The sequence below is a fragment of the uncultured Roseovarius sp. genome (assembly GCF_913054395.1).
Taxonomy (GTDB): domain Bacteria; phylum Pseudomonadota; class Alphaproteobacteria; order Rhodobacterales; family Rhodobacteraceae; genus Roseovarius.
The window spans coordinates 16,935-39,830 of sequence record NZ_CAJXIP010000013.1; the positions used below are offsets into that span (position 1 = coordinate 16,935).

At 61.3% G+C, this 22,896-nt stretch carries 20 protein-coding genes; 11 read left to right on the plus strand and 9 right to left on the minus strand.

The window, feature by feature from the left end; genetic code table 11:
• Positions 1–40: 40 nt before the first annotated feature.
• A complete protein-coding gene (locus QZ522_RS03245) occupies positions 41–1,309 on the plus strand; it encodes a DUF2254 domain-containing protein (RefSeq protein WP_294607421.1) in 1,269 nt (422 codons plus the stop codon).
• Here the strand turns inward: QZ522_RS03245 and gltX are convergent.
• A complete protein-coding gene (gene gltX / locus QZ522_RS03250; protein ID WP_294607423.1) occupies positions 1,293–2,618 on the minus strand; it encodes a glutamate--tRNA ligase in 1,326 nt (441 codons plus the stop codon). The genes QZ522_RS03245 and gltX overlap by 17 nt on opposite strands.
• Before the next feature lie 173 nt (positions 2,619–2,791).
• Between gltX and QZ522_RS03255 the strand changes: the two genes are divergently transcribed.
• Entirely contained in the window at positions 2,792–3,715 is a 924-nt protein-coding gene (locus QZ522_RS03255) for an MBL fold metallo-hydrolase (protein WP_294607426.1), read from the plus strand.
• A gap of 109 nt (positions 3,716–3,824) precedes the next feature.
• Here the strand turns inward: QZ522_RS03255 and QZ522_RS03260 are convergent, their stop codons facing one another.
• Entirely contained in the window at positions 3,825–4,637 is an 813-nt protein-coding gene (locus tag QZ522_RS03260) for a PHB depolymerase family esterase (protein WP_294607428.1), read from the minus strand.
• 200 nt (positions 4,638–4,837) lie between these two features.
• Here QZ522_RS03260 and QZ522_RS03265 point away from each other — a divergent pair, with 200 nt between their 5' ends.
• Both QZ522_RS03265 and QZ522_RS03270 read left to right on the plus strand, forming a co-directional pair.
• Positions 4,838–5,233 carry a hypothetical protein gene (locus QZ522_RS03265; protein ID WP_294607429.1) on the plus strand — a complete coding sequence of 132 codons (396 nt, stop codon included), beginning with the start codon at positions 4,838–4,840 and terminating at the stop codon, positions 5,231–5,233.
• Between the two features lie 4 nt (positions 5,234–5,237).
• Complete coding sequence (locus QZ522_RS03270) at positions 5,238–7,433, plus strand: ATP-binding protein (protein ID WP_294607432.1); 2,196 nt, start codon at positions 5,238–5,240, stop codon at positions 7,431–7,433.
• 27 nt (positions 7,434–7,460) lie between these two features.
• On the opposite strand, the gene QZ522_RS03275 is transcribed toward QZ522_RS03270, so the two are convergent.
• Positions 7,461–9,128 carry an NAD+ synthase gene (locus QZ522_RS03275; protein WP_294607434.1) on the minus strand — a complete coding sequence of 556 codons (1,668 nt, stop codon included), beginning with the start codon at positions 9,126–9,128 and terminating at the stop codon, positions 7,461–7,463.
• Positions 9,129–9,305: 177 nt separating this feature from the next.
• Between QZ522_RS03275 and QZ522_RS03280 the strand changes: the two genes are divergently transcribed.
• A complete protein-coding gene (locus tag QZ522_RS03280) occupies positions 9,306–10,745 on the plus strand; it encodes a 2-isopropylmalate synthase (RefSeq protein WP_294607436.1) in 1,440 nt (479 codons plus the stop codon).
• Here QZ522_RS03280 and QZ522_RS03285 read toward each other — a convergent pair whose 3' ends face one another.
• Both QZ522_RS03285 and QZ522_RS03290 read right to left on the minus strand, forming a co-directional pair.
• The gene (locus QZ522_RS03285) at positions 10,746–12,275 is read right to left on the minus strand and encodes a cryptochrome/photolyase family protein (RefSeq protein ID WP_294607439.1); all 1,530 of its coding nucleotides are present in this window, start codon (positions 12,273–12,275) and stop codon (positions 10,746–10,748) included.
• A complete protein-coding gene (locus QZ522_RS03290) occupies positions 12,269–12,934 on the minus strand; it encodes an SDR family NAD(P)-dependent oxidoreductase (protein WP_294607485.1) in 666 nt (221 codons plus the stop codon). The genes QZ522_RS03285 and QZ522_RS03290 overlap by 7 nt, the downstream gene beginning before the upstream one ends.
• A gap of 270 nt (positions 12,935–13,204) precedes the next feature.
• Here QZ522_RS03290 and QZ522_RS03295 point away from each other — a divergent pair, with 270 nt between their 5' ends.
• Entirely contained in the window at positions 13,205–14,797 is a 1,593-nt protein-coding gene (locus tag QZ522_RS03295) for a 2-isopropylmalate synthase (protein WP_294607441.1), read from the plus strand.
• Positions 14,798–14,871: 74 nt separating this feature from the next.
• On the opposite strand, the gene QZ522_RS03300 is transcribed toward QZ522_RS03295, so the two are convergent.
• Entirely contained in the window at positions 14,872–15,360 is a 489-nt protein-coding gene (locus QZ522_RS03300) for an anthrone oxygenase family protein (protein ID WP_294607443.1), read from the minus strand.
• Positions 15,361–15,384: 24 nt separating this feature from the next.
• Positions 15,385–15,966 carry an NAD(P)H-dependent oxidoreductase gene (locus QZ522_RS03305; RefSeq protein WP_294607446.1) on the minus strand — a complete coding sequence of 194 codons (582 nt, stop codon included), beginning with the start codon at positions 15,964–15,966 and terminating at the stop codon, positions 15,385–15,387.
• A 67-nt stretch (positions 15,967–16,033) separates the two neighbouring features.
• Here QZ522_RS03305 and QZ522_RS03310 point away from each other — a divergent pair, with 67 nt between their 5' ends.
• Positions 16,034–16,636 carry a TetR/AcrR family transcriptional regulator gene (locus tag QZ522_RS03310; protein ID WP_294607449.1) on the plus strand — a complete coding sequence of 201 codons (603 nt, stop codon included), beginning with the start codon at positions 16,034–16,036 and terminating at the stop codon, positions 16,634–16,636.
• On the opposite strand, the gene QZ522_RS03315 is transcribed toward QZ522_RS03310, so the two are convergent.
• Together QZ522_RS03315 and QZ522_RS03320 are read right to left on the minus strand one after the other, a co-directional pair.
• Positions 16,633–18,519, minus strand: coding sequence for an acyl-CoA synthetase (locus tag QZ522_RS03315; RefSeq protein WP_294607452.1), 1,887 nt, complete (start codon positions 18,517–18,519; stop codon positions 16,633–16,635). The genes QZ522_RS03310 and QZ522_RS03315 overlap by 4 nt on opposite strands.
• A 118-nt stretch (positions 18,520–18,637) precedes the next feature.
• Complete coding sequence (locus QZ522_RS03320) at positions 18,638–19,612, minus strand: zinc ABC transporter substrate-binding protein (RefSeq protein ID WP_294607454.1); 975 nt, start codon at positions 19,610–19,612, stop codon at positions 18,638–18,640.
• A gap of 96 nt (positions 19,613–19,708) precedes the next feature.
• Between QZ522_RS03320 and QZ522_RS03325 the strand changes: the two genes are divergently transcribed.
• The 4 genes from QZ522_RS03325 to QZ522_RS03340 all read left to right on the plus strand — a co-directional run bounded on the left by QZ522_RS03325 (position 19,709) and on the right by QZ522_RS03340 (position 22,896).
• Positions 19,709–20,197 carry a transcriptional repressor gene (locus tag QZ522_RS03325; RefSeq protein ID WP_294607456.1) on the plus strand — a complete coding sequence of 163 codons (489 nt, stop codon included), beginning with the start codon at positions 19,709–19,711 and terminating at the stop codon, positions 20,195–20,197.
• Positions 20,188–20,949 carry a metal ABC transporter ATP-binding protein gene (locus QZ522_RS03330; protein WP_294607458.1) on the plus strand — a complete coding sequence of 254 codons (762 nt, stop codon included), beginning with the start codon at positions 20,188–20,190 and terminating at the stop codon, positions 20,947–20,949. Before QZ522_RS03325 ends, QZ522_RS03330 begins: the two co-directional genes overlap by 10 nt.
• Positions 20,946–21,764, plus strand: coding sequence for an iron chelate uptake ABC transporter family permease subunit (locus QZ522_RS03335; protein ID WP_294607459.1), 819 nt, complete (start codon positions 20,946–20,948; stop codon positions 21,762–21,764). The genes QZ522_RS03330 and QZ522_RS03335 overlap by 4 nt, the downstream gene beginning before the upstream one ends.
• 115 nt (positions 21,765–21,879) lie before the next feature.
• Positions 21,880–22,896, plus strand: a complete 1,017-nt coding sequence (locus QZ522_RS03340) for an extracellular solute-binding protein (protein WP_294607462.1) — start codon at positions 21,880–21,882, stop codon at positions 22,894–22,896.

Below are 22,896 nucleotides of genomic sequence, written 5' to 3' on the forward strand. Positions count from 1 at the left end.
CCGCGCCGCGCCACACTGGGGCGAAAAGGGCCCGCGTCTCGTGAAACTTCAGATCCTGTCAACAACCGGCATGACCCTTCTGCGGATGACCCGGAGACTCTGGATACGGGTCGCTCTCATGGCATTTCTGGCGGTGCTGGCCTCGGCCATCGCGATCCTGCTCGAAGGCTATATTCCGGCGAGCCTCCAGAATCGCTTTAATCCCGATGCGGTGATGCCGATCCTGACGATCCTTGCCTCTGGCATGCTTGCGGTCAGCACGTTCTCGCTCAACATCATGGTTACGGCGCATAATGCGGCCGCCGGTCAGGCGACGCCGCGGGTGCATCGCATTCTGCTGGCCGACACCACCACGCATACGGTTCTGGCCACCTTCATCGGCGCCTTCGTCTATGCGCTGAGTGCGATCATCCTGTTCAAGGCCGGGTTTTATCCCGAGGGTGCCAGCGTTCTGGTGTTGGGCTTTACCGTGGCGGTGGTGGTGCTTGTCATTCTGGCGCTGCTGCGCTGGATCCATCACCTCAGCGACCTGGGCAGCATGGATGCCACGCTGGCCTCGACCGAAGAGGTCAGCCGCGATTGCCTGATGCGCACGCGGCACCTGCCGTCGCTTGGCGGGCGGCGGATGACCCGCGACACCGTTCTGCCCGTCGAGGCGCGCGCCCTTGCCGCGCAGGATACCGGCTATGTGCAATTCATCGACCTGCGCGCCATCAGCCAGAAGCTGACCAGCGATCAGACCCGCGTCTATCTTTATGTGCGCCCCGGCGATTACATCATTCAGGGTCAGGTGATCGGCCATGCCACCGGCCTGAGCGAAACCGAAGAGAGCGCGATTGCCCAAAGCCTGACGGTGGGGCGCTATCGCACCTTTGAACAGGATGCCTCTTACGGGCTTCTTGTGCTATCGGAAACCGCATCGCGCGCCCTGTCGCCGGGCATCAATGATCCGGGAACCGCGATCGCGGTGATCTGTCGTCAGGAAAAGCTGTTGCTTGACTGGGCACATGCCCGACCCGATAGCGACACGCCGCTGTTTCCACGGCTGTTCCTGCCGGATGTGTCGCGTCGCGCGCTGATTGAAAACGCGTTTGCCAGCACGGCGCGCGACGGCGCCGGGCTGATCGAGGTGGCGCAGCGGCTTCAGGACGCGCTGCGCCGATTGTCAGAGGCGCCCGAGCCGGAACTGGCAGATGCGGCGCGCAACATGGCCGCACGGGCGCTTGATCATGCCGATCTTGCCCTTGCGCTCGATAGCGAAAAAGAGACCCTGCGCCAGAGCGCTAGCAACCCTAGCCCCTGGCCTTGATCACCTGCAACAGCGGCAGAACCTGCGACATGTCGGGCCCGTGCGCCTGTCCGGTCAGCGCCTTGCGCAGCGGCATGAAAAGCCCGCGCCCCTTGCGCCCGGTGGCCTCTTTCACGGCGGCTGTCCACTTGCCCCAGGTTTCGGTGTCATGCGGACCCTCGGGCAAAAGCGCCATCGCCTCGGCGATAAAGTCGCGATCCTCGTCCTCGATCACCGGCTCTGCGCCATCGCGGAACATCGCCCACCAGCCAGCAAGATCCTTGAGCGTGGTGATGTTTTCGCGCGTGACCTGCCAGAAATGCTCGGCCAGATTTGCGGGCACGCCAACCTCGGCGATGGTATCGGCGACCGCCTCAAGGGGCAGGGCCGACAAATAGCGCGCGGTCAGCGGGAAGAGATCGTTTTCGTCAAACTTGGTCGGGGCCGCGCCGAAGCGTTCGATATCGAACCCTTCGATCAGCTCGGACATGTCGGTGCGAAGCTCGATCGGGTCCGACGAACCAAGACGCGCCATCAGGCTTAGCAGGGCCATCGGCTCGACCCCCTGCTCGCGCAGGTCACGCAGGGAGAGCACGCCAAGACGCTTTGACAGCGCCTCGCCCTGCGGGCCGGTCAAAAGCGAATGATGCGCAAAGGCCGGCGGGGTGCCGCCAAGCGCGGTGATGATCTGAATTTGCGTCGCGGTGTTGGTCACATGGTCGGACCCGCGCACCACATTGGTCACGCCCATTTCCACGTCATCGACAACCGAGGCCAGCGTGTAAAGCACCTGGCCGTCGCCCCGGATAAGAACCGGATCGCTAACCGATGCGGCATCAATCGAAATATCGCCAAGGATGCCGTCTTTCCACTCGATCCGTTCCTGATCAAGCTTGAAGCGCCACACACCGTTGCCGCGCTCGGCGCGCATCGCGTCTTTTTCGGCATCGCTCAGGGCAAGCGCCGCGCGGTCATAGACCGGCGGGCGCCCCATATTGAGCTGTTTCTTGCGCTTGAGGTCAAGCTCTGTCGGGGTCTCGAAGGCCTCGTAGAACCGGCCCATCTCGCGCAGCTTGTCGGCCGCCTCGGCGTAACGGTCAAGCCGCTCTGACTGGCGTTCGGTCCGATCCCAATGCAGGCCCAGCCATTCCAGATCGTATTTGATCGCGTCGACATATTCCTGCTTCGAGCGCTCGGGGTCCGTGTCGTCGATCCGCAGGATAAAGCTGCCCCCGGCCTTGGCGGCAATCAGATAGTTCATCAGCGCGGTGCGCAGATTGCCCACGTGGATATATCCGGTGGGCGACGGGGCAAAACGTGTGGTGGTCATGGGCTTCTCCTGCTTCGCGGTGGATGTGTCACAGCCGGGCGCCATTGTCCAGAAATCCCGGATTTTGCCGCCGCGCCGACCGTTTTTGGGAGCGGCATGTGTCAAAATAACGTGAGCCGCTAGGCGGGCGCTTAAAATGCCCTATCCTTCTGGCCAGCAACTGGAGGAATCAGATGACAAGAACGCCCCTTACGCGACGCAGCCTTTTGACTGCCGCAGCCGCCGTGCCTTTGGCCGCGACCCTTGGCCCGGTCCATGCCAGCGCCCCGATGATGGGGGCGTCAACAACGCGCCACAACCGCTTTGTGCTTGGAGATTGCGAAGTGACCACGCTCCTGGCCGCGACCATGCCGCGCCCCGACCCGCATTCGATCTTTGGCCTGAACGTCAGCGCCGAAGACTTTGCCGCGGTCTCGGCCAAGGCCAATATCCCCACCGACGCGGCACAGTTCTTTTTCACCCCGACCGTGATCAACACCGGCAGCGCGCTGATCCTGTTCGACACTGGCCTTAACCCCGATGCGATCACCACTGCGCTGAATGATGCGGGCTATACGCCCGATCAGGTCGATATCGTGGTGATCACCCATATGCATGGCGATCACATCGGCGGGCTGATGCGCGAAGGTGGCGAGGCGACCTTCCCCAATGCCCGCTATGTCACCGGCAGCGCCGAATATGATCACTGGGCGGCAGCCGGAAACGACCGGTTTGACAGCAACATGCGCCCGCTGGCCGAAAAGACCACGATGATCGGCGATGGCGCAAGCGTCGCTTCCGGCATCACGGCCATGGCTGCCTTCGGGCACACACCGGGGCATATGACCTATATGATCGAGAGCGGCGGCAAATCGCTTTTGCTGGCTGCCGATTTCGCCAATCATTATGTCTGGTCGCTCGCCCAGCCAGACTGGGAGGTGAAATTTGACATGGACAAATCCGCCGCAGCCAAGACCCGGCGCCGTCTTCTGGGGATGCTCGCAACCGATAAGATCCCCTTTATCGGCTATCACATGCCATGGCCCGCCGTCGGTTATGCAGAGGCCCGGAACAGCAGCTTCTCATATGTCCCGAGCAGCTATCAATTGATGCTCTGAAAGCTTCATGCAATGCCTTAACTTTGGCACTCAATTTATTGATATAAAAAGAAACTGACCGCCCATCAAAGGAGCGGTCAGTTTCGTTTGAACCGTAGGGCATCCCGCGTCAGAGCTTGCCTGCGGCCTGCAACCGTTCCCAGGCGAATTTCACATAATCGCTGCGAAACGAATGCCCACCGGGATGCAGGCAGAAATCAAGGATATCGCCCTTGGCGTTGTTTTGTGACCGGCACGTCAGGCCATTCGCCGTTGCATTTCCGCTCGGGCGGAACCCGCCAAGGGCTTGGTACATTGCAAGCGCCTCGGCCACATCGCCCTGATGCGTTTCAAGAATGGCGCGCCCTGCAAGCGGCACGGTCGGATCCGACTCGCCATGAATATGAACCAGGCTGGCCGCTGGCTTGGCGCAATGATCCGGCGGCTTCATCCAGAATGTGCCTGAAATCGCCGCGAACCCCGCGAACCGGCCTGGCATGGTGCAGGCCAGGTTCCACACCATCATGCCGCCCGCCGAGAATCCGGCAGCCATGATCCGCTTCTGATCAATCGGAAAGCGCGCCGCTGCGTCCCTCAGGACGGCCTCGACATAGCGGAATTCTTCTGATCCGTCACTTTCCATATGGCGGGGGGCGTAGGGTATGACCCAGTCGTCATCGGCCGATTTCAACGCAATCAAGGCCAACCCCATATCGGAAAGAACGCGCCGCAAGCTCTTGTTGCGCATAACTTTAGCCGCCGACCCACGATAGCCATGCGCAAACACGACCGCCCCCATGGGCGTACCGCTCGCATGGCTTTCGGGCAGCGCGATCCGATAGTGGCGATCACCAAGCCGGCAATCGGTTTCCGCCCCACAGGCCTGTGCAGGCGCCGCCGTGCCAAGCGACAGGGCCGCGAAACAAACTGCCAGAAAACGCATGAAAAACCTCCGTTTAATGCCGTCCCAATCTGAAGTCATCAGCCGCAAAGGCAAATCACAACCGCGTGCCCTCACCCTGATTATCTCGCATTTTCGGCAAATAGCCGGCCCCGCTCAACCTTTTGGTAATCATGCGGGGCTTTGATCTGACGATGCGCGGCCCGACGATCCCGTGATCCGCCATCAAAGGAGGCCCCTAAATGAAACGCTTCATTCTGCCTGCCCTCATGGCCTTGGCCATGGTCTTGACGACCGGGGCAACTGCGCAATCCCTGACCGAGGTCAGGACCAGACTTCAGGCCGCCCTGCAACGCAGCCTCAGCCGCACCATGATCGACGGCGCCCTGCCGCATCTTGATCTTGATACAGGGGAAATCACAAAGCTTTACCCGATCGAAAATCACGATGTCATCCTGCGGCTGAACGATCTCTACGTCATGTGCGCGACCCTGGTCAACGCGGAAGGAAAGCCCTCGACGGTCGATTATTACATGGCTCAAAATCGCGGCAGCTATGGGGTCATTCGGACCGAAATCGACAACCGGGCCCCGATCAAGTCCCTGATCAGGGCAGGCAAGGCAATCCGGCTGGAGTAGTGGAATGATCCGAACCGACGGCTCCAGGCTGCACACACCAACGCTCGGGCTTTACCTGCGACTCACCGCAGTGATGGTGCCCACCTTCCTTCTGTTCGCGGCAGGTGGATTGTTGTGGATGAGCCAGAAAAACCTGCTGCGCAGCGAAGAGGCGATGGCCATGCGCATCGGCAATGCCACCGCTCGCGTCGGCGGAGCATTGGAACGCTTTAGCGACCAGGGTGACGGCACGGTGGACTGGTCGAGCCCCTTCGTCACCGACCTTATGCAGACGATGCTGGGCGATCCGGCCATTCGCTGTGTCGAACTGACCGATCCCCAGAACGACAAGGTGCTGGCGGTTGTGCCGCAAGGGCTTGGCTGTCAGGGGGCCGATACGGCGCTGACCCTGCCCTATGAGGTCTATTCCTGGCCGATCACCAAATTGGTGACCCGCTTTGACGAACGCGAAATCGCCACCTTCAAACGCTATCAGCGTGATTTCCTTCTGCTTTTGCTGGCCGGTGGTATCCTTATTGCCTCTCTGGCGAACTGGATATCCTTTCGCGTCATCGTCGGGCGCCCCCTGCATGCGCTGATCGGCCGGCTTGAGGATGCGCGCGAAACGGCCGTTGCCGCCAACCAGGCGAAATCGGCCTTCCTTGCCAAGATGAGCCACGAAATCCGGACCCCGATGAACGGCATCATCGGCATGGCCGACATGCTCGGCGAGACCGCGTTGAACCGCGAACAGGAAAGCTATGTGAGCACGATCGTGCGCTCCGGTGATGCCCTGCTGACGATCATCAACGACATCCTTGATTTTTCCAAGATCGAGGCGGGCAAGCTCACCCTCGCGCAGGAACCCTACCGGCTGCGCGAGATTGTCGAGGATGTCACCCAGCTTCTGGCACCTTTGGCCGCGCGCAAAGGGCTTGAATTTTTCTCTGACGTTGCGCCAGAGCTGCCGGATGTGATCTTGGGCGATGCCGGGCGTTTGCGTCAAATCCTGGTGAATATTGCCGGAAATGCCCTGAAATTCACACTTGATGGCCATGTCGCCCTGCGCGTCGCCCCGCCGGACCAGGGCCGGATCGTGATCTCGGTGCTCGACACTGGCGTCGGCATCCCCAAAAACCAGATAGAGAAGGTGTTCGCTGCCTTTGAACAGGTCGACAACACAGCCACCCGCAATTTTGGCGGCACGGGCCTTGGCCTTGCGGTAAGTCGCCAGTTGACCACGCTCATGGGTGGCACCCTTGAGGTTACCTCGCAAGAAGGGCTTGGCACCCGCTTTGACATCACCCTTCCGCTGGTCCCGCAAGAGGCTGCGGGCCAGGGGTTGCGCGCGGCGCCGCTCGATCAGCCGGGCACGGCAAAGCCGGTCATATGGATCCTTGATCCAATCCCCGAACGGCGGGCCGGGCTCTCCGCATCCCTGCGCTATCTTGGGTGCAATGTTCAGGCCGCCGCCGATTCAGCGGACCTCGCCGAAAGGGCCGCCGGCGAGCCCCCCGATCTTATCCTGCTGGACAGCAGCCTTGCTGAAACCGCCCTGCCTGCAAGCAGCGCACAGATACTGATGTCGGATGCAAACACCGCACAGGCATCGGTCGGGGACGGATACCTGCGCAAACCGGTGCGCGAATCTTTCCTGATCGAAGCCGTGCGCGCCGCGCTCAACGGGCCCAAAGGCGCCCACGCCAGGATCACGTCCCTGCCATCGCCCAAGACCAAAGCATCACCCGCCAAAACCGGCTGGGCCGCAGGTATCCGGGTTCTGGCTGTTGATGACAACGCCACCAACCGGCTTTTGCTAGAGCGGTATTTCAAGGACTCGGGAGCAGAGCTCCGGCTGGCCGTCGACGGGCATGACGCGGTTGCCCTTTACAGTCACGCCCCTGCCGATCTTGTCCTGATGGATGTGTCGATGCCCGGCATGGACGGCTATCAGGCGACCGGCTTGATCCGCACGCGTGAGGCAAGCAAAGGGCTAAGGCCCGCCCATGTGGTCGCAGTGACCGCGAATGTGCTTGAACAGCACAGGCAGGCCGCTCATCTGGCTGACATGGACGGGTTTCTCGGCAAACCTCTGCGCAAGGCCGACCTGATTGCCTATGTCGAACGATTGGCGCCTGACCTGTGCCCAAGCCACGAGGCCCCCGAGGCCGGCACGGTCACCCCCCGCGGCGGGTCAACTCTGCGCTCTGCCGGCGAATGAACCGCAACGTCAAAACACTCCGACCGCTCAGTCGTCGGCGGTTTCATCACGCCAGCGGTTCACAATCGGATAGCGCCGGTCAAGCCAGAACGCCCGCTTGCTCAACCGTGTTCCGGGGGCCGACTGAAAGCGTTTGTATTCGCTTATATAAAGCAGGTGCTCGACCTTCCTGGCATCGGCACGATCATATCCTGCGGCGAGGCAATCGGCGATGCTTCCGTCCTGATCGACCAGGATATCAAGGATGCCATCCAGCACCGGATAATCCGGCAGGGAATCGCTATCCTTCTGATCTGCGCGCAGTTCGGCACTTGGCGGCTTGTCGATCACACGGGGCGCGATGACCTCGCCCTTGGGGCCTTTCATCCAGTCCCGGTGATTGGCATTGCGCCAGCGGCAAATCTCGAACACGCGGGTTTTATACATATCCTTGATGGGGTTATAGCCCCCCGCCATGTCGCCATAAATCGTGGCATAGCCGACGGCGACCTCGGATTTATTGCCGGTGGTCAACAACATCTCGCCGAATTTGTTGCTCAGCGCCATAAGCAAGAGCCCGCGCAGGCGCGACTGGATGTTTTCCTCCGCAAGATCGGGCTTTGTGCCCTCGAAAAGCGGCGCAAGCGTACTGGTGATCGCCGCGCGCGCCTCGGAAATCGGCAGGAAATCATAGCGGCAACCGAGGTTTTCGGCCACCTTGCGCGCATCCTCCAGCGAGGCCTCGGAGGTATATTCCGACGGAAGCATCACACAGCGCACATTCTGCGCGCCAATCGCATCGACCGCGATGGTGGCGACGATTGCACTGTCAATTCCGCCCGACAGCCCCAGCAGAACCTTGGAAAACCCGGTCTTGCGCAGATAATCGCGCAGGCTCAGGACCATGGCGTTATAATCCTGCTCCATTGCGTCCGGCAACGGCGCAAGCGCGCCCGGCTCGGCGACCCAGCCATCCGGCCCGCGCCGCAGGTCGAGATGGGCAATCGCCTCTTGGAACATCGGCATTTGCAGCATCAGCTTGCCGCCAGGGTTGAGCACGAAGCTGCCGCCATCAAAGACCTGATCGTCCTGCGCGCCCACAAGGTTGAGGTAAATCAGCGGCAGGCCGGTTTCGATCACCCGCGCCACCATCAGGTTCTGGCGCAGATCCATCTTGTCGCGGTAATGTGGCGACCCGTTGGGCACGAGAAGGAACTCGGCCCCGGTTTCGGCCAGGGTTTCGGCGACATCCTCGTGCCAGCTGTCCTCGCAGATCGGACTTCCGATGCGCACACCGCCCACCGAATAGGGCCCGCCCACCGGGCCGGACTGGTAAATGCGCTTTTCGTCAAACACGGTCTCATTGGGCAGGTGATGCTTGAGCACCCGCGCCGTGACCTGACCGCGTTGAAGGATATAATAGGCGTTGTAAAGCCCCACCCCCTCAAGCGCGGGACCGCCGATTGCGATGCCCGGACCATCGGCACATTCACGCGCAAGCGCCTTGATCGCGGCGATGGCCGCCTGATGAAAGGCGGGTTTCCGCACAAGGTCCTGAGTGTTGTAGCCGGTTATGAACATCTCGGGAAAGGCGACAAGATCGGCCCCCGCCGCGCGCGCGCTTTCCCACGCGGCGCGCGCCATGGCGGCGTTGCCTTCAAGGTCACCCACCGTCGGGTTCAACTGTGCCAGTGTCAGGCGAAACCTGTCAGACATATGCATGCCCCTTGCTGCTGTTCCCGCCTGATTTAGCAGATCACCGCGCGAGGGAAAGCCGATTTGCCCAAAACCCGTTGTCAGCCTGTGCCCTGTCCATTAGATTTGGCACAACCGTCGCACAATCAGGCGGGATGGGGCATCGGGGCACTTATGAACTTTTCGCTGACACGAACGATGATTTTGAGCATCGCGCTTTGCGCCGCAAACACCGCCTTGGCGCAGGATGGCGAAGTGGGTGTAAAGCAATACGATGACGGCGGCACCTATGAGGGCACGTTCAAGAACGGCCTTCAGCACGGCACCGGCACCTATACCCTGCCCAATGGCTATGAGTATTCCGGCGAATGGATCGACGGTGAAATCCGCGGCACCGGCGTGGCGCGGTTTCCCAATGGCTCGGTCTATGAGGGCGAATTCGCGCGCGGCAAGCCGAACGGCGTCGGCAAGATCGTGTTCACCGATGGCGGCACCTATGAGGGCACCTGGGAAGATGGCAAGATCACCGGTCAGGGTGTCGCGATCTATGCCAATGGCGTGCGTTACGAGGGCGGATTTCGCAACGCGATGCACGACGGGCGCGGCCGCATGGAATCACCCGGCGGCTATACCTATGACGGCGATTGGGTGAACGGCGTCAAGGAAGGCATCGCTAGGATCACCTATCCGGATGGCGCAATCTACGAGGGCGAGGTGGCGCGAGGCGCACGTGAGGGTCAGGGCAAGCTGACCATGTCAGACGGGCTGGTTTACGAAGGCACCTGGCGCGCGGGCCAGATTGACGGCAAGGGCAAGCTCATTCAGCCCAACGGCGATATCTACGAAGGCGATCTTGTTGCCGGCCGACGCGAGGGCATGGGCCGTGTCACCTACGAAAACGGCGACATCTACGAGGGGGCCTTCAAGGATGATCGCCGCCACGGTGAAGGCACATTCACCGGCACCGATGGCTATGCTTACACCGGGTCCTGGGTGGCGGGCAAAATCTCGGGTCAGGGGCGGGTCACCTATCCGGACGGGTCGGTCTATGAGGGCGCATTTCGTGACGATCTGGCCAATGGCGAGGGCAAGATCATCTATCCTGACGGCTCAACCTATGAAGGGTCATGGGTTGGCGGCGTGATCGAGGGTGCGGGCCGCGCGACCTATCCCAACGGGCTTGTCTATGAGGGCGAGTTCGAGAATGCGCGCAACCATGGCCAGGGCGTCATGACCTACGCCGATGGCTATCGCTACGAGGGGGAATGGCGCAACGGCCAGCGCGACGGGCAAGGCATAGCGACCTATCCCGATGGCACGATCTATACCGGCGAGTTTGCCGCCGGACAGCGCCACGGTCAGGGCAAGATCGTCATGCCGGATGGCTTTACCTATGAAGGTGCCTGGCAGAATGGCGAGATTTCCGGGCAAGGCGTTGCGACCTACGTCAATGGCGATATCTATGAGGGCATGTTCCGTCAGGGCAAGCGTCAGGGCAAAGGCACGATGCGATATGCCACCGGGCAAGAGGCCAGCGGCGAATGGCAGGACGGCGCGCTGACCGAAAACACCACCCCGGCAGAGGCCGTGCAACCGAGCGAAGAGGCCCCGGCCCCGTCCCCGTCCCCGTCAGAGTGATCAGACCGCCCTGCCCGCGTCAAGATCGCCAAGGATTCGCGCTGCGCCGCTCAGAATGTCGGCTTTGCGGGTGTCTTCCATCTTGTCCCATGTCCGAAAGATCGGCCCCATGCGCGGGTTTTGGGCAAACCGATCCCGGTGCCGGTGCAGGAAATCCCAGTATAACAGGTTGAAGGGACAGGCGTTTTCGCCGGTCTTTTCCTTGACCGAATAGGCGCAGCCCGCACAATAATCCGACATCTTGTTGATGTAATTGCCCGACGAGACATAGGGCTTGCTGGCAATGATCCCGCCATCGGCAAACTGACTCATGCCGATGGTGTTGGGGGCCTCGACCCACTCAAAGGCATCAACGTAAACCGCCAGATACCAGCCATGCACCTGCGCCGGATCGACCCCGGCCAATAGCGCGAAATTCCCGGTCACCATCAGCCGCTGAATGTGGTGGGCATAGCCCTCCTGCCGGGTCTGATCAACGGCATGCGCAAGGCAATTCATGCCGGTCTTGCCGCCCCAGTAAGCGGGCGGAAGATCGCGATCATGGCCGAGGTGATTACGCGCCGTATACTCGGGGCCCTCGTGAAAATAGAGGCCACGAACATATTCCCGCCAACCGATCACCTGACGGATATAACCCTCGGCGGCATTGATCGGCACACGCCCAGCTTGCCATTCTTCAATAATTCTGTCGCAGATATCCACAGGATTGAGCAATCCAATATTCAAATACGGAGATAGGACCGAATGATACAGGAATTTGTCATTCGTCAGCATCGCATCCTGATAATCACCGAACCCGGGCAACAGATGCTGGGAAAAATGATCCAAGGCGCGCTTGGCCTGCGCCGTTGTGACGGCATACCGGAACGGGCGCAGCCTGCCAAAGTTGTCGCCAAACCGGGCCTCGACCAGATCAAGCACCTCCTCGGTGATCGCGTCCGGGGTGAACTGAATCGGGGCCGGACGGAGCATGTCGGGGCGTGCCGATTTGCGGTTGTCGTGATCATAATTCCACTTGCCCCCCGCCGGTTTTCCGCCTTCCATCAGATACCCGGTCTTGCGGCGCATCTCGCGATAGAAATATTCCATCCGCAGTTCTTTGCGCCCCTCGGCCCAGGTGCTGAACTCTTCGGGCGAAGATAAAAACCGGTCATCCGGCAAAAGCGTCACCTTGAGAGGGGCCTCTTCAAGCGCCTTGATCAGCCGCCATTCGCCGGGGGCAGTGGCCAGCACCTCGGTGGCACCATGCGCCTCGGCGCGCCGCAACAGCTCTTGCACGATTGACTTGCCGGCATCAGGATCATCAAGCCGGGTATACTCGACCTGCCAACCACCGGCGCGCAGGGTCTGCGCAAAATGGCGCATCGCCGAGAGGACAAGCGCGATCTTCTTTGGGTGATGCGGCACATAGCGCGCCTCATCCATCACCTCGGCCATCACAACGATATCGCTTGATCTATCCGCCTTGGCGAGCGCCGAAAGGTCATGCGAAAGCTGATCGCCCAGCACCAGGACAAGACGCGCTACCATGCGACGGGTTTGCCCTGCCAGTCGAAGAACTGCCCGCTCTGCGCCGTGGTCAGCCCCTCGATCACCGAAAGCAGGTTTTCGGCAGCCTCGGGCGCGGGTACGGCGGGGTAGCGATCAAGGTAGTTCTCGGTAAAGGGGGTGCGCACCGTTCCCGGATGCAGTGCCACACAGATCGCATCCCGGTGCGTGCGCGCCAGCTCAATCGCCCCGGTATGGATCATCTGGTTCAGTGCGGCCTTGGCCGTGCGATAGCTATACCAGCCCCCTTTGGCATTATCCCCGATCGAGCCAACCCGCGCCGAAAGCGCGGCAAAGACCGCCCGCCCCTTGCGCGGCATAAGGCGAAGGCTGTGCTTGAGCACCAAAGAGGGACCGATGCAATTGACGGCAAACTGATCCATCATCGCATTTGCATCCAGCGATTTCAGGGTTTTTTCGGGCGTGGCCCCTTTCACCGCCAAGGCACCGGTGGCCACGAAGATAAGGTCGAACGGTCCCGCAAGGCGGCCAAGGGCATCGGCAACCGAGGCCTCGTTCGTGACATCAAGGCCGTCCCTGCGTCGCGACAGGCCAGTCACCCTGACGCCCCGCGCGATAAGCGCCGCGCCTAGGGCGCTGCCGATTCCGCCCGAGGCGCCGATGATCAATGCGTTTTCCATGACGCCAGAGCTAGACGGATTGCACCCCGGATCAAGACCAATCGCGCCAAAGCGCAATTTCGGGGTTTTCATCCGGCGCGGCCAATCCTATAGTTCGCCGCATGACACAGCAGGATCATATGACATTGCCCATGACACGCGCCCTTTCGCGCGCGTTTCCGGCTGCCCTGCTAGACCTAAGCCGCCTCTGAGCGTGCCAGCCCGGCGCGACCGCTCAGAGGATGTGCCTTTTCGCGCCATAGGCTTAGGACAAACAAAAAGAGACCCAAAATGACTGATCAGACCCAAAACCGCGCCTCTTCGCAGGCGAAAAAAGAGCGTGTGGTGATTTTTGACACCACCCTGCGCGATGGCGAACAATCCCCCGGCGCAACCATGACCCATGCCGAAAAGCTCGAAATTGCGGGGCTGCTGGATGAAATGGGCGTCGATATCATCGAGGCTGGCTTTCCCATCGCCTCGGAAGGCGATTTTCGCGCCGTCAGCGAAATTGCGAAAAACTCGAAAAACGCGGTGATCTGCGGGCTGGCGCGGGCGAATATCAAGGACATCGACCGCTGCTGGGAAGCGGTGAAAAGTGCTGCGCAACCGCGTATTCACACCTTCATCGGAACTTCGCCGCTGCACCGGGCGATCCCCAATCTCGACATGGATCAGATGGCGGATCGTATCCACGAGACCGTGACCCACGCCCGCAACCTTTGCGACAATGTGCAATGGTCGCCAATGGATGCCACCCGTACCGAATGGGACTATTTGTGCCGAACGGTCGAGATCGCGATCAAGGCCGGGGCCAGCACAATCAATATTCCCGACACGGTGGGCTATACGGCGCCGGTTGAATCGGCTGATCTGATCCGTCGGTTGATCGAAACCGTGCCCGGCGCCGATGAGGTGGTCTTTGCCACCCATTGTCACAACGACCTCGGCATGGCGACGGCCAACGCCCTTGCCGCGGTGGCAGGCGGCGCGCGCCAGATCGAATGCACCATCAACGGGCTTGGCGAACGCGCGGGCAACACCGCACTGGAAGAAGTGGTGATGGCGCTCAAGGTGCGGGGCGATATCATGCCCTACGCCACCGGCATCGACACCACCAAGATCATGAACATCTCGCGCCGGGTGGCGACTGTTTCGGGTTTTCCGGTACAGTTCAACAAGGCGATTGTCGGCAAGAACGCCTTTGCCCATGAATCGGGCATCCATCAGGATGGCATGCTCAAGAACGCCGAAACCTTCGAGATCATGCGCCCGTCGGATGTGGGTCTTGCGGAAACCAACATCGTCATGGGCAAGCATTCGGGCCGCGCCGCCCTGCGCTCGAAGCTGCATGATCTGGGCTATGATCTGGCCGATAATCAGCTCAATGATGTGTTCGTGCGCTTCAAGGAATTGGCCGACCGCAAGAAAGAGGTCTATGACGAAGACCTGATCGCGCTGGTCAATGTCGGCATTGATGGTGAGGGTGAGCGCTTGCAGATCAAGCATTTGCGCGTGGTCTGTGGCACCGAAGGGCCGCAGCAGGCGACGCTGACCATGGCGATCGACGGCGTGGAACAGACCACCGAGGCCACCGGTGACGGGCCGGTCGATGCGACGTTCAACGCGGTCAGAAACCTGTTCCCGCATGACGCGCGCCTGCAACTTTACCAGGTGCATGCGGTCACCGAGGGCACCGATGCCCAGGCCACGGTCAGCGTGCGGATGGAAGAGGCCGGGCGGATCGTGACCGGGCAATCGGCCGATACCGACACGGTCGTGGCCAGTGCCAAGGCCTATGTGCACGCGCTCAACAACCTCTTGGTGCGGCGCGAGAAATCGGGCGGCGACACGCCCGAGGTGAACTATAAAGACCTGACCTAGACGACAGGCTCATCAGCCCCTTGCGTGGCTGCCTCGCACGAGGCGCACACGCAAGGGCGCGATGAGTTGCCGCTTCAGGCATAAAGCACCGAGCCAATCAGCAAACAGGCCGCCCCAATCGCCGAGGCCACCGTGCGCAGGTGATTCCAGCGGGTCCAGCGGCGCGCGTAGACCTGCCAATAGCTGACGGTTTCCGGCGCGGTCAGGACCATCAGGTCAAGCCTTTTGTTCATCGGCACATTGCCCAGCATCGTCACAAGGATCGTGCCGCCAAAATAGATCAGCCCTCCGGCGATGATCCATCCCGCCGCAGGTCCGTCCATCCCCCAAAGCGCATAGCCCGCCAGCCCGAGCGACACCGGTGCCAGCCCCAGAAGCGCCACCAGGAACGCCGATCCATAGACCTCGCGGTTGATCTTTTGCATCGCCTCGATCCCCGTTTCCGGCGTGGCCCCCCAAAGCGAGCGCATGACGAAATCCGAAAACGCCAGAAACACCCCCGCCACAAGCGCCATCACAAGGGCCGCGCTCGCGAAAACTGTCACTTCAATCATATGTGTCATTGATCCGTTCCTTTCTTCGATGTCTCAGGCCGCGGCCTGTCCCATGGCGCGGGCCTTTCCGATCCAGCGGTCGATCTTGGCCGCATCGGCAAGCTTGACCGAGCCGAATTGCACCACATTGCGCGCCTTGATCCCGCAAAAACCAAGCACCTGGTTGCGGATCACCCGGCGCGCCGGCTTGCGATAGATAAACGTGTCGATCAGCGGCGGCGTATCCGAGGTGATCAAGGCATCCGCCGTGCGCCCGGTCAGCAATTTATCCCAGCCCAAGCCGCGCCGGTGATACTTATAGGCAAACCCCGAGGTCAGTGCGCGATCCAGAACCGCCTTGGCCCGTGTCGGCATCGCCCCCCACCAATAGGGGTGCACGATCAGCACATGATCGGCCCAGGCAAGGTTGCCCTGCCACTCCAGAAGGTCCGGCTCAAGCGCCGGGGCATCGGGGCCATAGCCCTCGAACGTCGGATCAAATTGCATGGCGCAAAGGTCCATGCGGCGGATTTCGGCCCCCTTGGCCTCGGCCCCCGCCTGATAGGCATCGGCAAGGCCAGCACAGAGCGAGACCGCCTTGGGATGCGCCACCCAGATGAAGATTTTCTTGGTCATTGTATTTTCTCCGTTGACTTTACACAGTGTAAATTTACACCGTGTAAATAAGCTGGAGGTTTACATTGTGTCAAGTGAAAATTCGCCCACCCGAATCCGCATCCTGAAAGCCGCCTGGGAATTGCTTGAAACAAATCCCGGCGTTGCCGCACGCATGTCGGATATTGCGAAAAAGGCCGGGGTCAGCCGACAGGCGCTCTATCTGCATTTCCCCAACCGGACAGAGCTTTTCATCGCCACCACCAAATATCAGGATGAGATGTTTGGTGTTCAGGACATGCTGAGCAAGAGCCGCGCGGCCACGACCGGGCACGAGCGGCTTGATGCCTTTATCGAGGCCTGGGGCAATTACATTCCGAAAATCTTCGGCGTTGCAAAAACTCTGATGGTGATGCAGGCCACCGACGAGGACGCCGCCCGCGCTTGGGGCGAACGGATGCAGGATATGCGCGAGGGCTGCGCCGCCGCAGTTGCGGCGCTGGACCGTGACGGCGCCCTAAATCTCGATCCCGAAGGTGCGACCGACCTGCTCTGGACCCTGCTGTCGATCCCCACATGGGAGCACCTGACCCAGCTTTGCGGCTGGCCGCAGGAACGCTATATCGCCACGATCAAACGGCTGGCGCTTGGCGGGTTGACCACGCCGCCGCATGCCCCGAACGCCGCCTAGTCGGCCCATTCCCACGGGCGCACGAATTGCCCAAGGGTATGGCCAAGCTTTTCCTCGTCGACATCGCCGGTCTTGCGGAGCTGCGCCACCAGACCGCGTTTTTTGTCATCGACCACAAGCACCACCTCGGCGGCAATCCCGGCCTTGGCGAGGGCCGCGTTATAGATCCGGGTGATGGCGCGCTTGCGCAGGTCGGGCTTGAACACCTTGCCCACGGCAGTTTTCGGCAGTTCGTCCAGAACCTCGACATATTTCGGGATTGCGGCGCGTTCGTGGACGTGGATCTTGCAATGCTCAAGCAGCTCCTCACCAGTCGCGGTGCCACCCTCGATCAACTCGACATAGGCACAGGGCATTTCGCCGGAATGCGCATCAGGTTGACCGATCGCACCAGCCATGGCCACTTCGGCATGCGCCATCAACGCCTCTTCGATCTCGGCAGGGTCGATATTGTGACCACCCCGAATGATCAGATCCTTGGCGCGCCCGGTAATCCAAAGATATCCATCCTCGTCAATCCGGCCAAGATCGCCGGTGCGCAGATAGGTGTCGTGATGATAAAGTCCGACATTCTTTGCCGCCTCGGTATAGGTATTCCCCGGATAAACCCCCGGGTTCGAGATACAGATTTCGCCAACCTCATCAACGGCGCATTCCACCGGCTGCCCGTCAGCGTCGGTCCTGTAGATGCGCACATCGGTATAGGGAAACGGCACCCCGACAGAGCCGACCTTCTTTTCGCCCTCCGGCGGGTTACAGGCCACAAGGCAGGTCGCCTCGGTCAGGCCATAGCCCTCGATCACGGTCATGCCGGTGGCGGCCTCGAACCGCTTGAACAGTTCAAGAGGCATCGGCGCCGAGCCGGAAAAAGCGTTTTTGACAGTGCTCAGATCGGCATCGACCTCGCGTTGCATCAGCGCGGAAACGGCCGTGGGAACGGTGATCACAAAGCTGATCTTCCAGCGCTCGCAGAGCTTCCAGAAATTGTCGAACACCCCCTCGCCGCGATAGCCCGCAGGCGTCGGAAACACCACATGCGCACCCGATTTGATCATCGCCATCAGGATCACATGACAGGCAAAGACGTGAAACAGCGGCAGCGGGCACATCACGTTGTCCCGCTCGGTGAACAAAAGGGTATGCCCGATCCAGCCGTTGTAAATCATCCCCGAATAGCGGTGCTGCGCCACCTTGGGCATGCCCGTGGTGCCACCGGTGTGAAAATAGGCCGCCACCCGGTCGCCGCTGGAATCGGGAAAATCAAGCGCGGTGTTCTTGCCCGCCACCGCCTTGTTGAAGTTCAGGATATCGGCATGGTGCCCGGTCGGGATTTTTGGGCGCACCAATGGAACGATCCAGCTTTTGGGCGGGCTCAGATAACGGTTGAGGTCGATTTCAAGAACCGTATGCACACCCGGCGCATGGCGCACCGCCTCGGCGGTTTTCTGGGCAATGTCTGTTTTCGGGAACGACTTGAGGGTGACAACCACCTTGGCCTCGGTCTCGCGCAGGATCGCGCCGATCTGTTCGGGCTCAAGCAGAGGGTTGATCGGGTTGACGATACCGGCGATGGCGCCACCGATGGTGGCGACCGCGGTCTCAAGGCAATTCGGCAGCACCAGCGCCACCACGTCGTTTTCGCCCACCTTGAGGCTGCGGAACAGGTTGGCCGCCTGACAGCACTGATCGTGAAACTGTTTCCAGGTCAGGGTATGCGACGGATCGCCCGCCCCGGAAAACAGCTGATAGCTGACGGCGGGGCGGTCAGGAAAGCTGCGCGCCGTCTGGCTTAGCATCTGATAGAGGGTATCAGGTTTGTCACGCGCCTCCCATGTGGTTTCGTTCTGGATGTCGATCACATCCTGTCGGCACGTAAAACTCATGTCGCGTTCTCCCTCTGGGCCGCGCCTTGCCGCGCGGCTCTGTCCCTGCACCCGAGAATGTGCGGGATTCGGGGGCGGCGCAAGTTTTACGCTGCGTATTGACGGAGGATTCGCCCGCTCAGCGATATGTGCCAAGACAGTCCGTAAGGGATCGCGCCATCGCCCGCATCAGATCGGCGTAAAGGTCCGGTCCCGGCGCATGTCCGCTCGCCATCGGGTCAAGCACGCCATGCCCCGCCACATCACCGAAGACGCGCTCGACCAGCCGTGGATCGAATTGCGGTTCGGAAAAGACGCAGGCGATGTTGTGGCGTTGCGCCATGTCGCGCAATTCGGCCACCCGCGCGGGCCCCGGATTGGACGCGTCGCCAAGGGCAATCGCGCCGTCCGCGTGCAGCCCCGCCCAGGCCTCAAAATACTGATAGGCATCGTGATAAACCAGAAAGGGCAGGTCGCGGACCGGCGCTATCCCGGCCTTGAGCGCGGCCATCAAGGTGTCAAGTTCGGCCTGCGCGGCACTGGCGTTTTCGGCGTATTGCGCGGCGTTTTCGGGATCAATCGCAGCCAGTTCCCCGGCCACAAGCCCAAGCCAGCGGTGCGCATTTTCCGGATCAAGCCAGACATGCGGATCAAGCCCCTGATGATCGTGCCCCCCGTGTTCATGCCCCTCGTGTTCATGCCCCTCGTGTTCATGCCCGCTTTCATCCTCTCCCGACGCCGCAAAGGCAACGCCTTCGCGCAAAGGCAGGACATGGGTTTCGTCACGATCAAGCAATTCGATCACACGGGCCGTGCCAGCAAGGTTTTCAATGCTTCCCTCAAGCCAGGGCGCAAGCGCCTCGCCGACCCAGATCACCAGATCCGCCTTTTCAAGCGCCTGCGCCTCGGATGGGCGCATCGCATAGCCATGCGGCGAGGCACCGGGGCGCACGATCAGCGCAGGCTCGCCCACGCCCTGCATCACCCGCGCCACCAGCGAATGAACCGGGGCAATATCCGTGGCGACCCTTGGTGCCTCGGCCAGGGCCACGCCCGCAAGGCCCATGACCCCACTCAGCGCGCCGGAAAACACCCCCAAAAGACGCTTCGACATCAGACTTCCCCCGTGATAATATAACATTTCATTTCGCTTGATAAATGTAACCCTATAACATATCAACCCCTAAACGATACTCTCGAAAGGCCTGCCATGGATACCATCGGATTCGGACAGCATGACCACTCTTCCTGCATGCGCGCGGCGCTTGCGGCGGTCGAGAACTATTGCACCGAGCACAAGCTTCAATTTACCCCGGTGCGCCGCCGGGTGCTTGAAATCCTGCTGGCGCGGCACCGGGCGATGGGCGCTTATGAAATCCTCGACACCCTGCGCGACGAGGGCCTTGGATCACAGCCTCCGGTGGCCTATCGCGCGCTTGATTTTCTGGTCAGCCACGGCTTTGCCCATAAGATCGAGCGGTTGAATGCCTTTGTCGCCTGCACCCACCCCGGACAGGACCACACGCCTGCGTTTCTGATCTGTCGCAACTGTGATGCGGTGGCCGAGGCCCATGCCGAACCCTCGCGCGGGATGCTGGGGCGCGCGGCGACCGATACCGGGTTTTCCATCGAACAGGCCGTGGTCGAAGCACTTGGCCTCTGCCCTGACTGCCGCAAGGGGGCGCCCGCATGCGCCTGATCGAGACCAGGAATCTGAACCTGCGGCTCGGCGGCAACCTTGTTCTTGAGGGCGTCAACCTGTCGATCGAGCGCGGCGAGATCGTGACCATTGTCGGGCCGAACGGCTCTGGCAAGTCAAGCTTGCTGCGCGCCATTGTCGGCGCCCTCGCCCCGACCAGCGGTTCGATCATCCGCGCGCCGGGGCTTCGGATCGGCTATGTGCCGCAAAAGCTTCATATCGACCCGACGCTGCCGCTGACCGTCACCCGGTTTCTGGGCCTGCCGCGCCGCCATCCCGCAAAAGACCTGCGTGCCGCACTGGAACAGGCGGGCCTTCCGGATCTGCGCGATCACCAGATGGCGGATCTATCGGGCGGGCAGTTTCAGCGCGTCCTGCTGGCCCGCGCCCTCATGGAAAAGCCCGATCTTCTGATCCTGGACGAGGCCACGCAGGGGCTTGATCAACCCGGCTCTGCCGCGTTTTACCGCCGCATCGAAGAGGTGCGCCAAAGCCTTGACTGCGCCGTTCTGATGGTCAGTCACGAACTGCATGTGGTGATGAGCGCCAGCGACCGGGTGATTTGCCTTAACGGTCACATCTGTTGCGAAGGTCGCCCCGAAATCGTCGCACAGGCCGAGGAATACCGCGCCATTTTCGGCACCGGCACCCAAGGCGCATTGGCGCTTTACCGCCACGAGCACAACCACGATCACGATCACGATCATAGTGCAGACTGCAATCACGAACACCCACATGAGGCCGCCGAATGATTCTACTTGACGATTTCATGGTCCGCGCCGCCCTCGCCGGGCTTGGCGTGGCGCTTGCCGCTGCCCCCCTGGGGTGTTTCGTGGTCTGGCGACGGATGGCCTATTTCGGCGATGCGACGGCGCATGCGGCGATCCTTGGCGTGGCGCTTGCCCTGGCATTTTCGACCTCGATCTTTATCGGCGCGCTCGCGGTTTCGCTGGCGATGGCGATGACGGTATCGGGCCTGTCGGGGCGCGGCTTTGCGATGGATACCCTGCTTGGTGTTCTGGCGCATTCCGCGCTTGCCTTCGGGCTTGTGGCGGTGTCGTTCCTGTCGGGGGTGCGGATTGACCTCATGGCCTATCTGTTCGGCGATATCCTTGCGGTAAGCGCGGGCGACCTTGCCGTGATCTGGGGCGGGGCCGTGCTTGTGCTTGGCTTGCTGGCCTGGCGTTGGCAGGCGCTTTTGACCGCCACGCTAAACCCTGATCTGGCCTATGCCGGTGGCATCAACCCGCGCCGCGAACAACTTGTGCTGACGCTCGCGTTGGCGCTTGTGGTGGCAGTGGCGATCAAGGTCGTCGGCGTGCTGCTGATTGCCGCCATGCTGATCGTGCCCGCCGCCGCCGCGCGTCCGCTCAGCGCCACGCCAGAGCGCATGGCCGCATTTGCCATGCTGATCGGCGCCATCGCGGCGCTAGGCGGGCTTGGCGCTTCATTCCGGCTTGATACGCCGACGGGGCCGACGATTGTCTGTCTCGCCGCGCTTGTCTTTGCCGTGACAAGCATCGGCGGCAGCCTTGCCAGCCGTCGATCAGGTCGCGCGGCACGCTGAATCGCACCCCTGAAAAGGTCCGACTATTTTTGTCGGAATTATATATTGACTCTTTTAGTCAGAAACATGAGAACGGGCGCATCAATTCACTCGGACACCCAAGAGAGGACACCCGATGCAATCGCTCAAAGCTGCCATTGGCATTACTGCAACGCTGGCGCTGACCACCCCCGTGCTCGCACAGGAGGTCAATGTATATTCCAGCCGCCACTATGATTCCGATAACGCGCTTTACGAGGAATTCACCGACAAGACCGGCATTTCCGTGAACCGGATCGAGGCCGACGCAGACGAGCTTATAGCGCGCCTCACCGCCGAGGGCGCCAACAGCCCCGCCGATGTGTTCATCACCGTTGACGTCGGTCGCATGGCACGCGCCGAAGAGGCCGGTGTCCTGCAGGCCTTCACCTCTGAGTCCATCAAGGATCGCGTGCCTGCCCATCTGCGCCACCCCGACGATCTTTGGTTCGGCCTGTCACAGCGCGCGCGCATCATCTTTTACGCCAAGGATCGCGTCGAGACCCCGCCGCAGACCTACGAAGAGCTTGCCGATCCGAAATGGCAGGGCAAGGTCTGTATCCGCTCCTCGTCGAACGTATATAACCAGTCGCTTCTGGCCTCGCTCATCGAGGCAAACGGGGCCGAGGCCGCCAAGGATTGGGCCGCTGGCGTTGTCGCGAACATGGCGCGCCCGCCCCAGGGCGGCGATACCGACCAACTCCGCGGTATCGTGTCGGGCGAATGCGACGTGGTAGTGGCCAACAACTATTACTTCCTGCGTGGCTTTGACGGCGACGTTGACGGGCTGACCTCGGGAATCGAAGGCATCGGTTGGGTCTGGCCCAACCAGGACGGACGCGGCGCGCACGTCAACCTCGCAGTGGCCGCGATGACTGCGGCGGCTCCGCACCCCGACGAGGCGACCGCCTTGCTCGAGTTTCTGACAGGTGACTTTGCCCAGACCCAGTTTGCCCGCGACAACCACGAATACCCCGCCGTCGAGGGCGTGGCCGGTGACGAGGGTACGGCGCGGCTTGGCACGTTCAAGGCCGACACCACCACCAACACCTCGGCCTTTAGCCGCAATGCCGCCGAGGCACAGGCGATCTTCAACCAGGTCGGCTGGAACTAA

What these genes read in the sequence shown, in the direction of transcription:
- gltX (WP_294607423.1), bottom strand. Translation starts at nt 2,618, where the DNA reads ATGACCACCACACGTTTTGCCCCGTCGCCCACCGGATATATCCACGTG.
- QZ522_RS03255 (WP_294607426.1), top strand. Translation starts at nt 2,792, where the DNA reads ATGACAAGAACGCCCCTTACGCGACGCAGCCTTTTGACTGCCGCAGCC.
- QZ522_RS03260 (WP_294607428.1), bottom strand. Translation starts at nt 4,637, where the DNA reads ATGCGTTTTCTGGCAGTTTGTTTCGCGGCCCTGTCGCTTGGCACGGCG.
- QZ522_RS03265 (WP_294607429.1), top strand. Translation starts at nt 4,838, where the DNA reads ATGAAACGCTTCATTCTGCCTGCCCTCATGGCCTTGGCCATGGTCTTG.
- QZ522_RS03270 (WP_294607432.1), top strand. Translation starts at nt 5,238, where the DNA reads ATGATCCGAACCGACGGCTCCAGGCTGCACACACCAACGCTCGGGCTT.
- QZ522_RS03275 (WP_294607434.1), bottom strand. Translation starts at nt 9,128, where the DNA reads ATGTCTGACAGGTTTCGCCTGACACTGGCACAGTTGAACCCGACGGTG.
- QZ522_RS03280 (WP_294607436.1), top strand. Translation starts at nt 9,306, where the DNA reads ATGATTTTGAGCATCGCGCTTTGCGCCGCAAACACCGCCTTGGCGCAG.
- QZ522_RS03285 (WP_294607439.1), bottom strand. Translation starts at nt 12,275, where the DNA reads ATGGTAGCGCGTCTTGTCCTGGTGCTGGGCGATCAGCTTTCGCATGAC.
- QZ522_RS03290 (WP_294607485.1), bottom strand. Translation starts at nt 12,934, where the DNA reads ATGGAAAACGCATTGATCATCGGCGCCTCGGGCGGAATCGGCAGCGCC.
- QZ522_RS03295 (WP_294607441.1), top strand. Translation starts at nt 13,205, where the DNA reads ATGACTGATCAGACCCAAAACCGCGCCTCTTCGCAGGCGAAAAAAGAG.
- QZ522_RS03300 (WP_294607443.1), bottom strand. Translation starts at nt 15,360, where the DNA reads ATGACACATATGATTGAAGTGACAGTTTTCGCGAGCGCGGCCCTTGTG.
- QZ522_RS03305 (WP_294607446.1), bottom strand. Translation starts at nt 15,966, where the DNA reads ATGACCAAGAAAATCTTCATCTGGGTGGCGCATCCCAAGGCGGTCTCG.
- QZ522_RS03315 (WP_294607452.1), bottom strand. Translation starts at nt 18,519, where the DNA reads ATGAGTTTTACGTGCCGACAGGATGTGATCGACATCCAGAACGAAACC.
- QZ522_RS03320 (WP_294607454.1), bottom strand. Translation starts at nt 19,612, where the DNA reads ATGTCGAAGCGTCTTTTGGGGGTGTTTTCCGGCGCGCTGAGTGGGGTC.
- QZ522_RS03325 (WP_294607456.1), top strand. Translation starts at nt 19,709, where the DNA reads ATGGATACCATCGGATTCGGACAGCATGACCACTCTTCCTGCATGCGC.
- QZ522_RS03330 (WP_294607458.1), top strand. Translation starts at nt 20,188, where the DNA reads ATGCGCCTGATCGAGACCAGGAATCTGAACCTGCGGCTCGGCGGCAAC.
- QZ522_RS03335 (WP_294607459.1), top strand. Translation starts at nt 20,946, where the DNA reads ATGATTCTACTTGACGATTTCATGGTCCGCGCCGCCCTCGCCGGGCTT.
- QZ522_RS03340 (WP_294607462.1), top strand. Translation starts at nt 21,880, where the DNA reads ATGCAATCGCTCAAAGCTGCCATTGGCATTACTGCAACGCTGGCGCTG.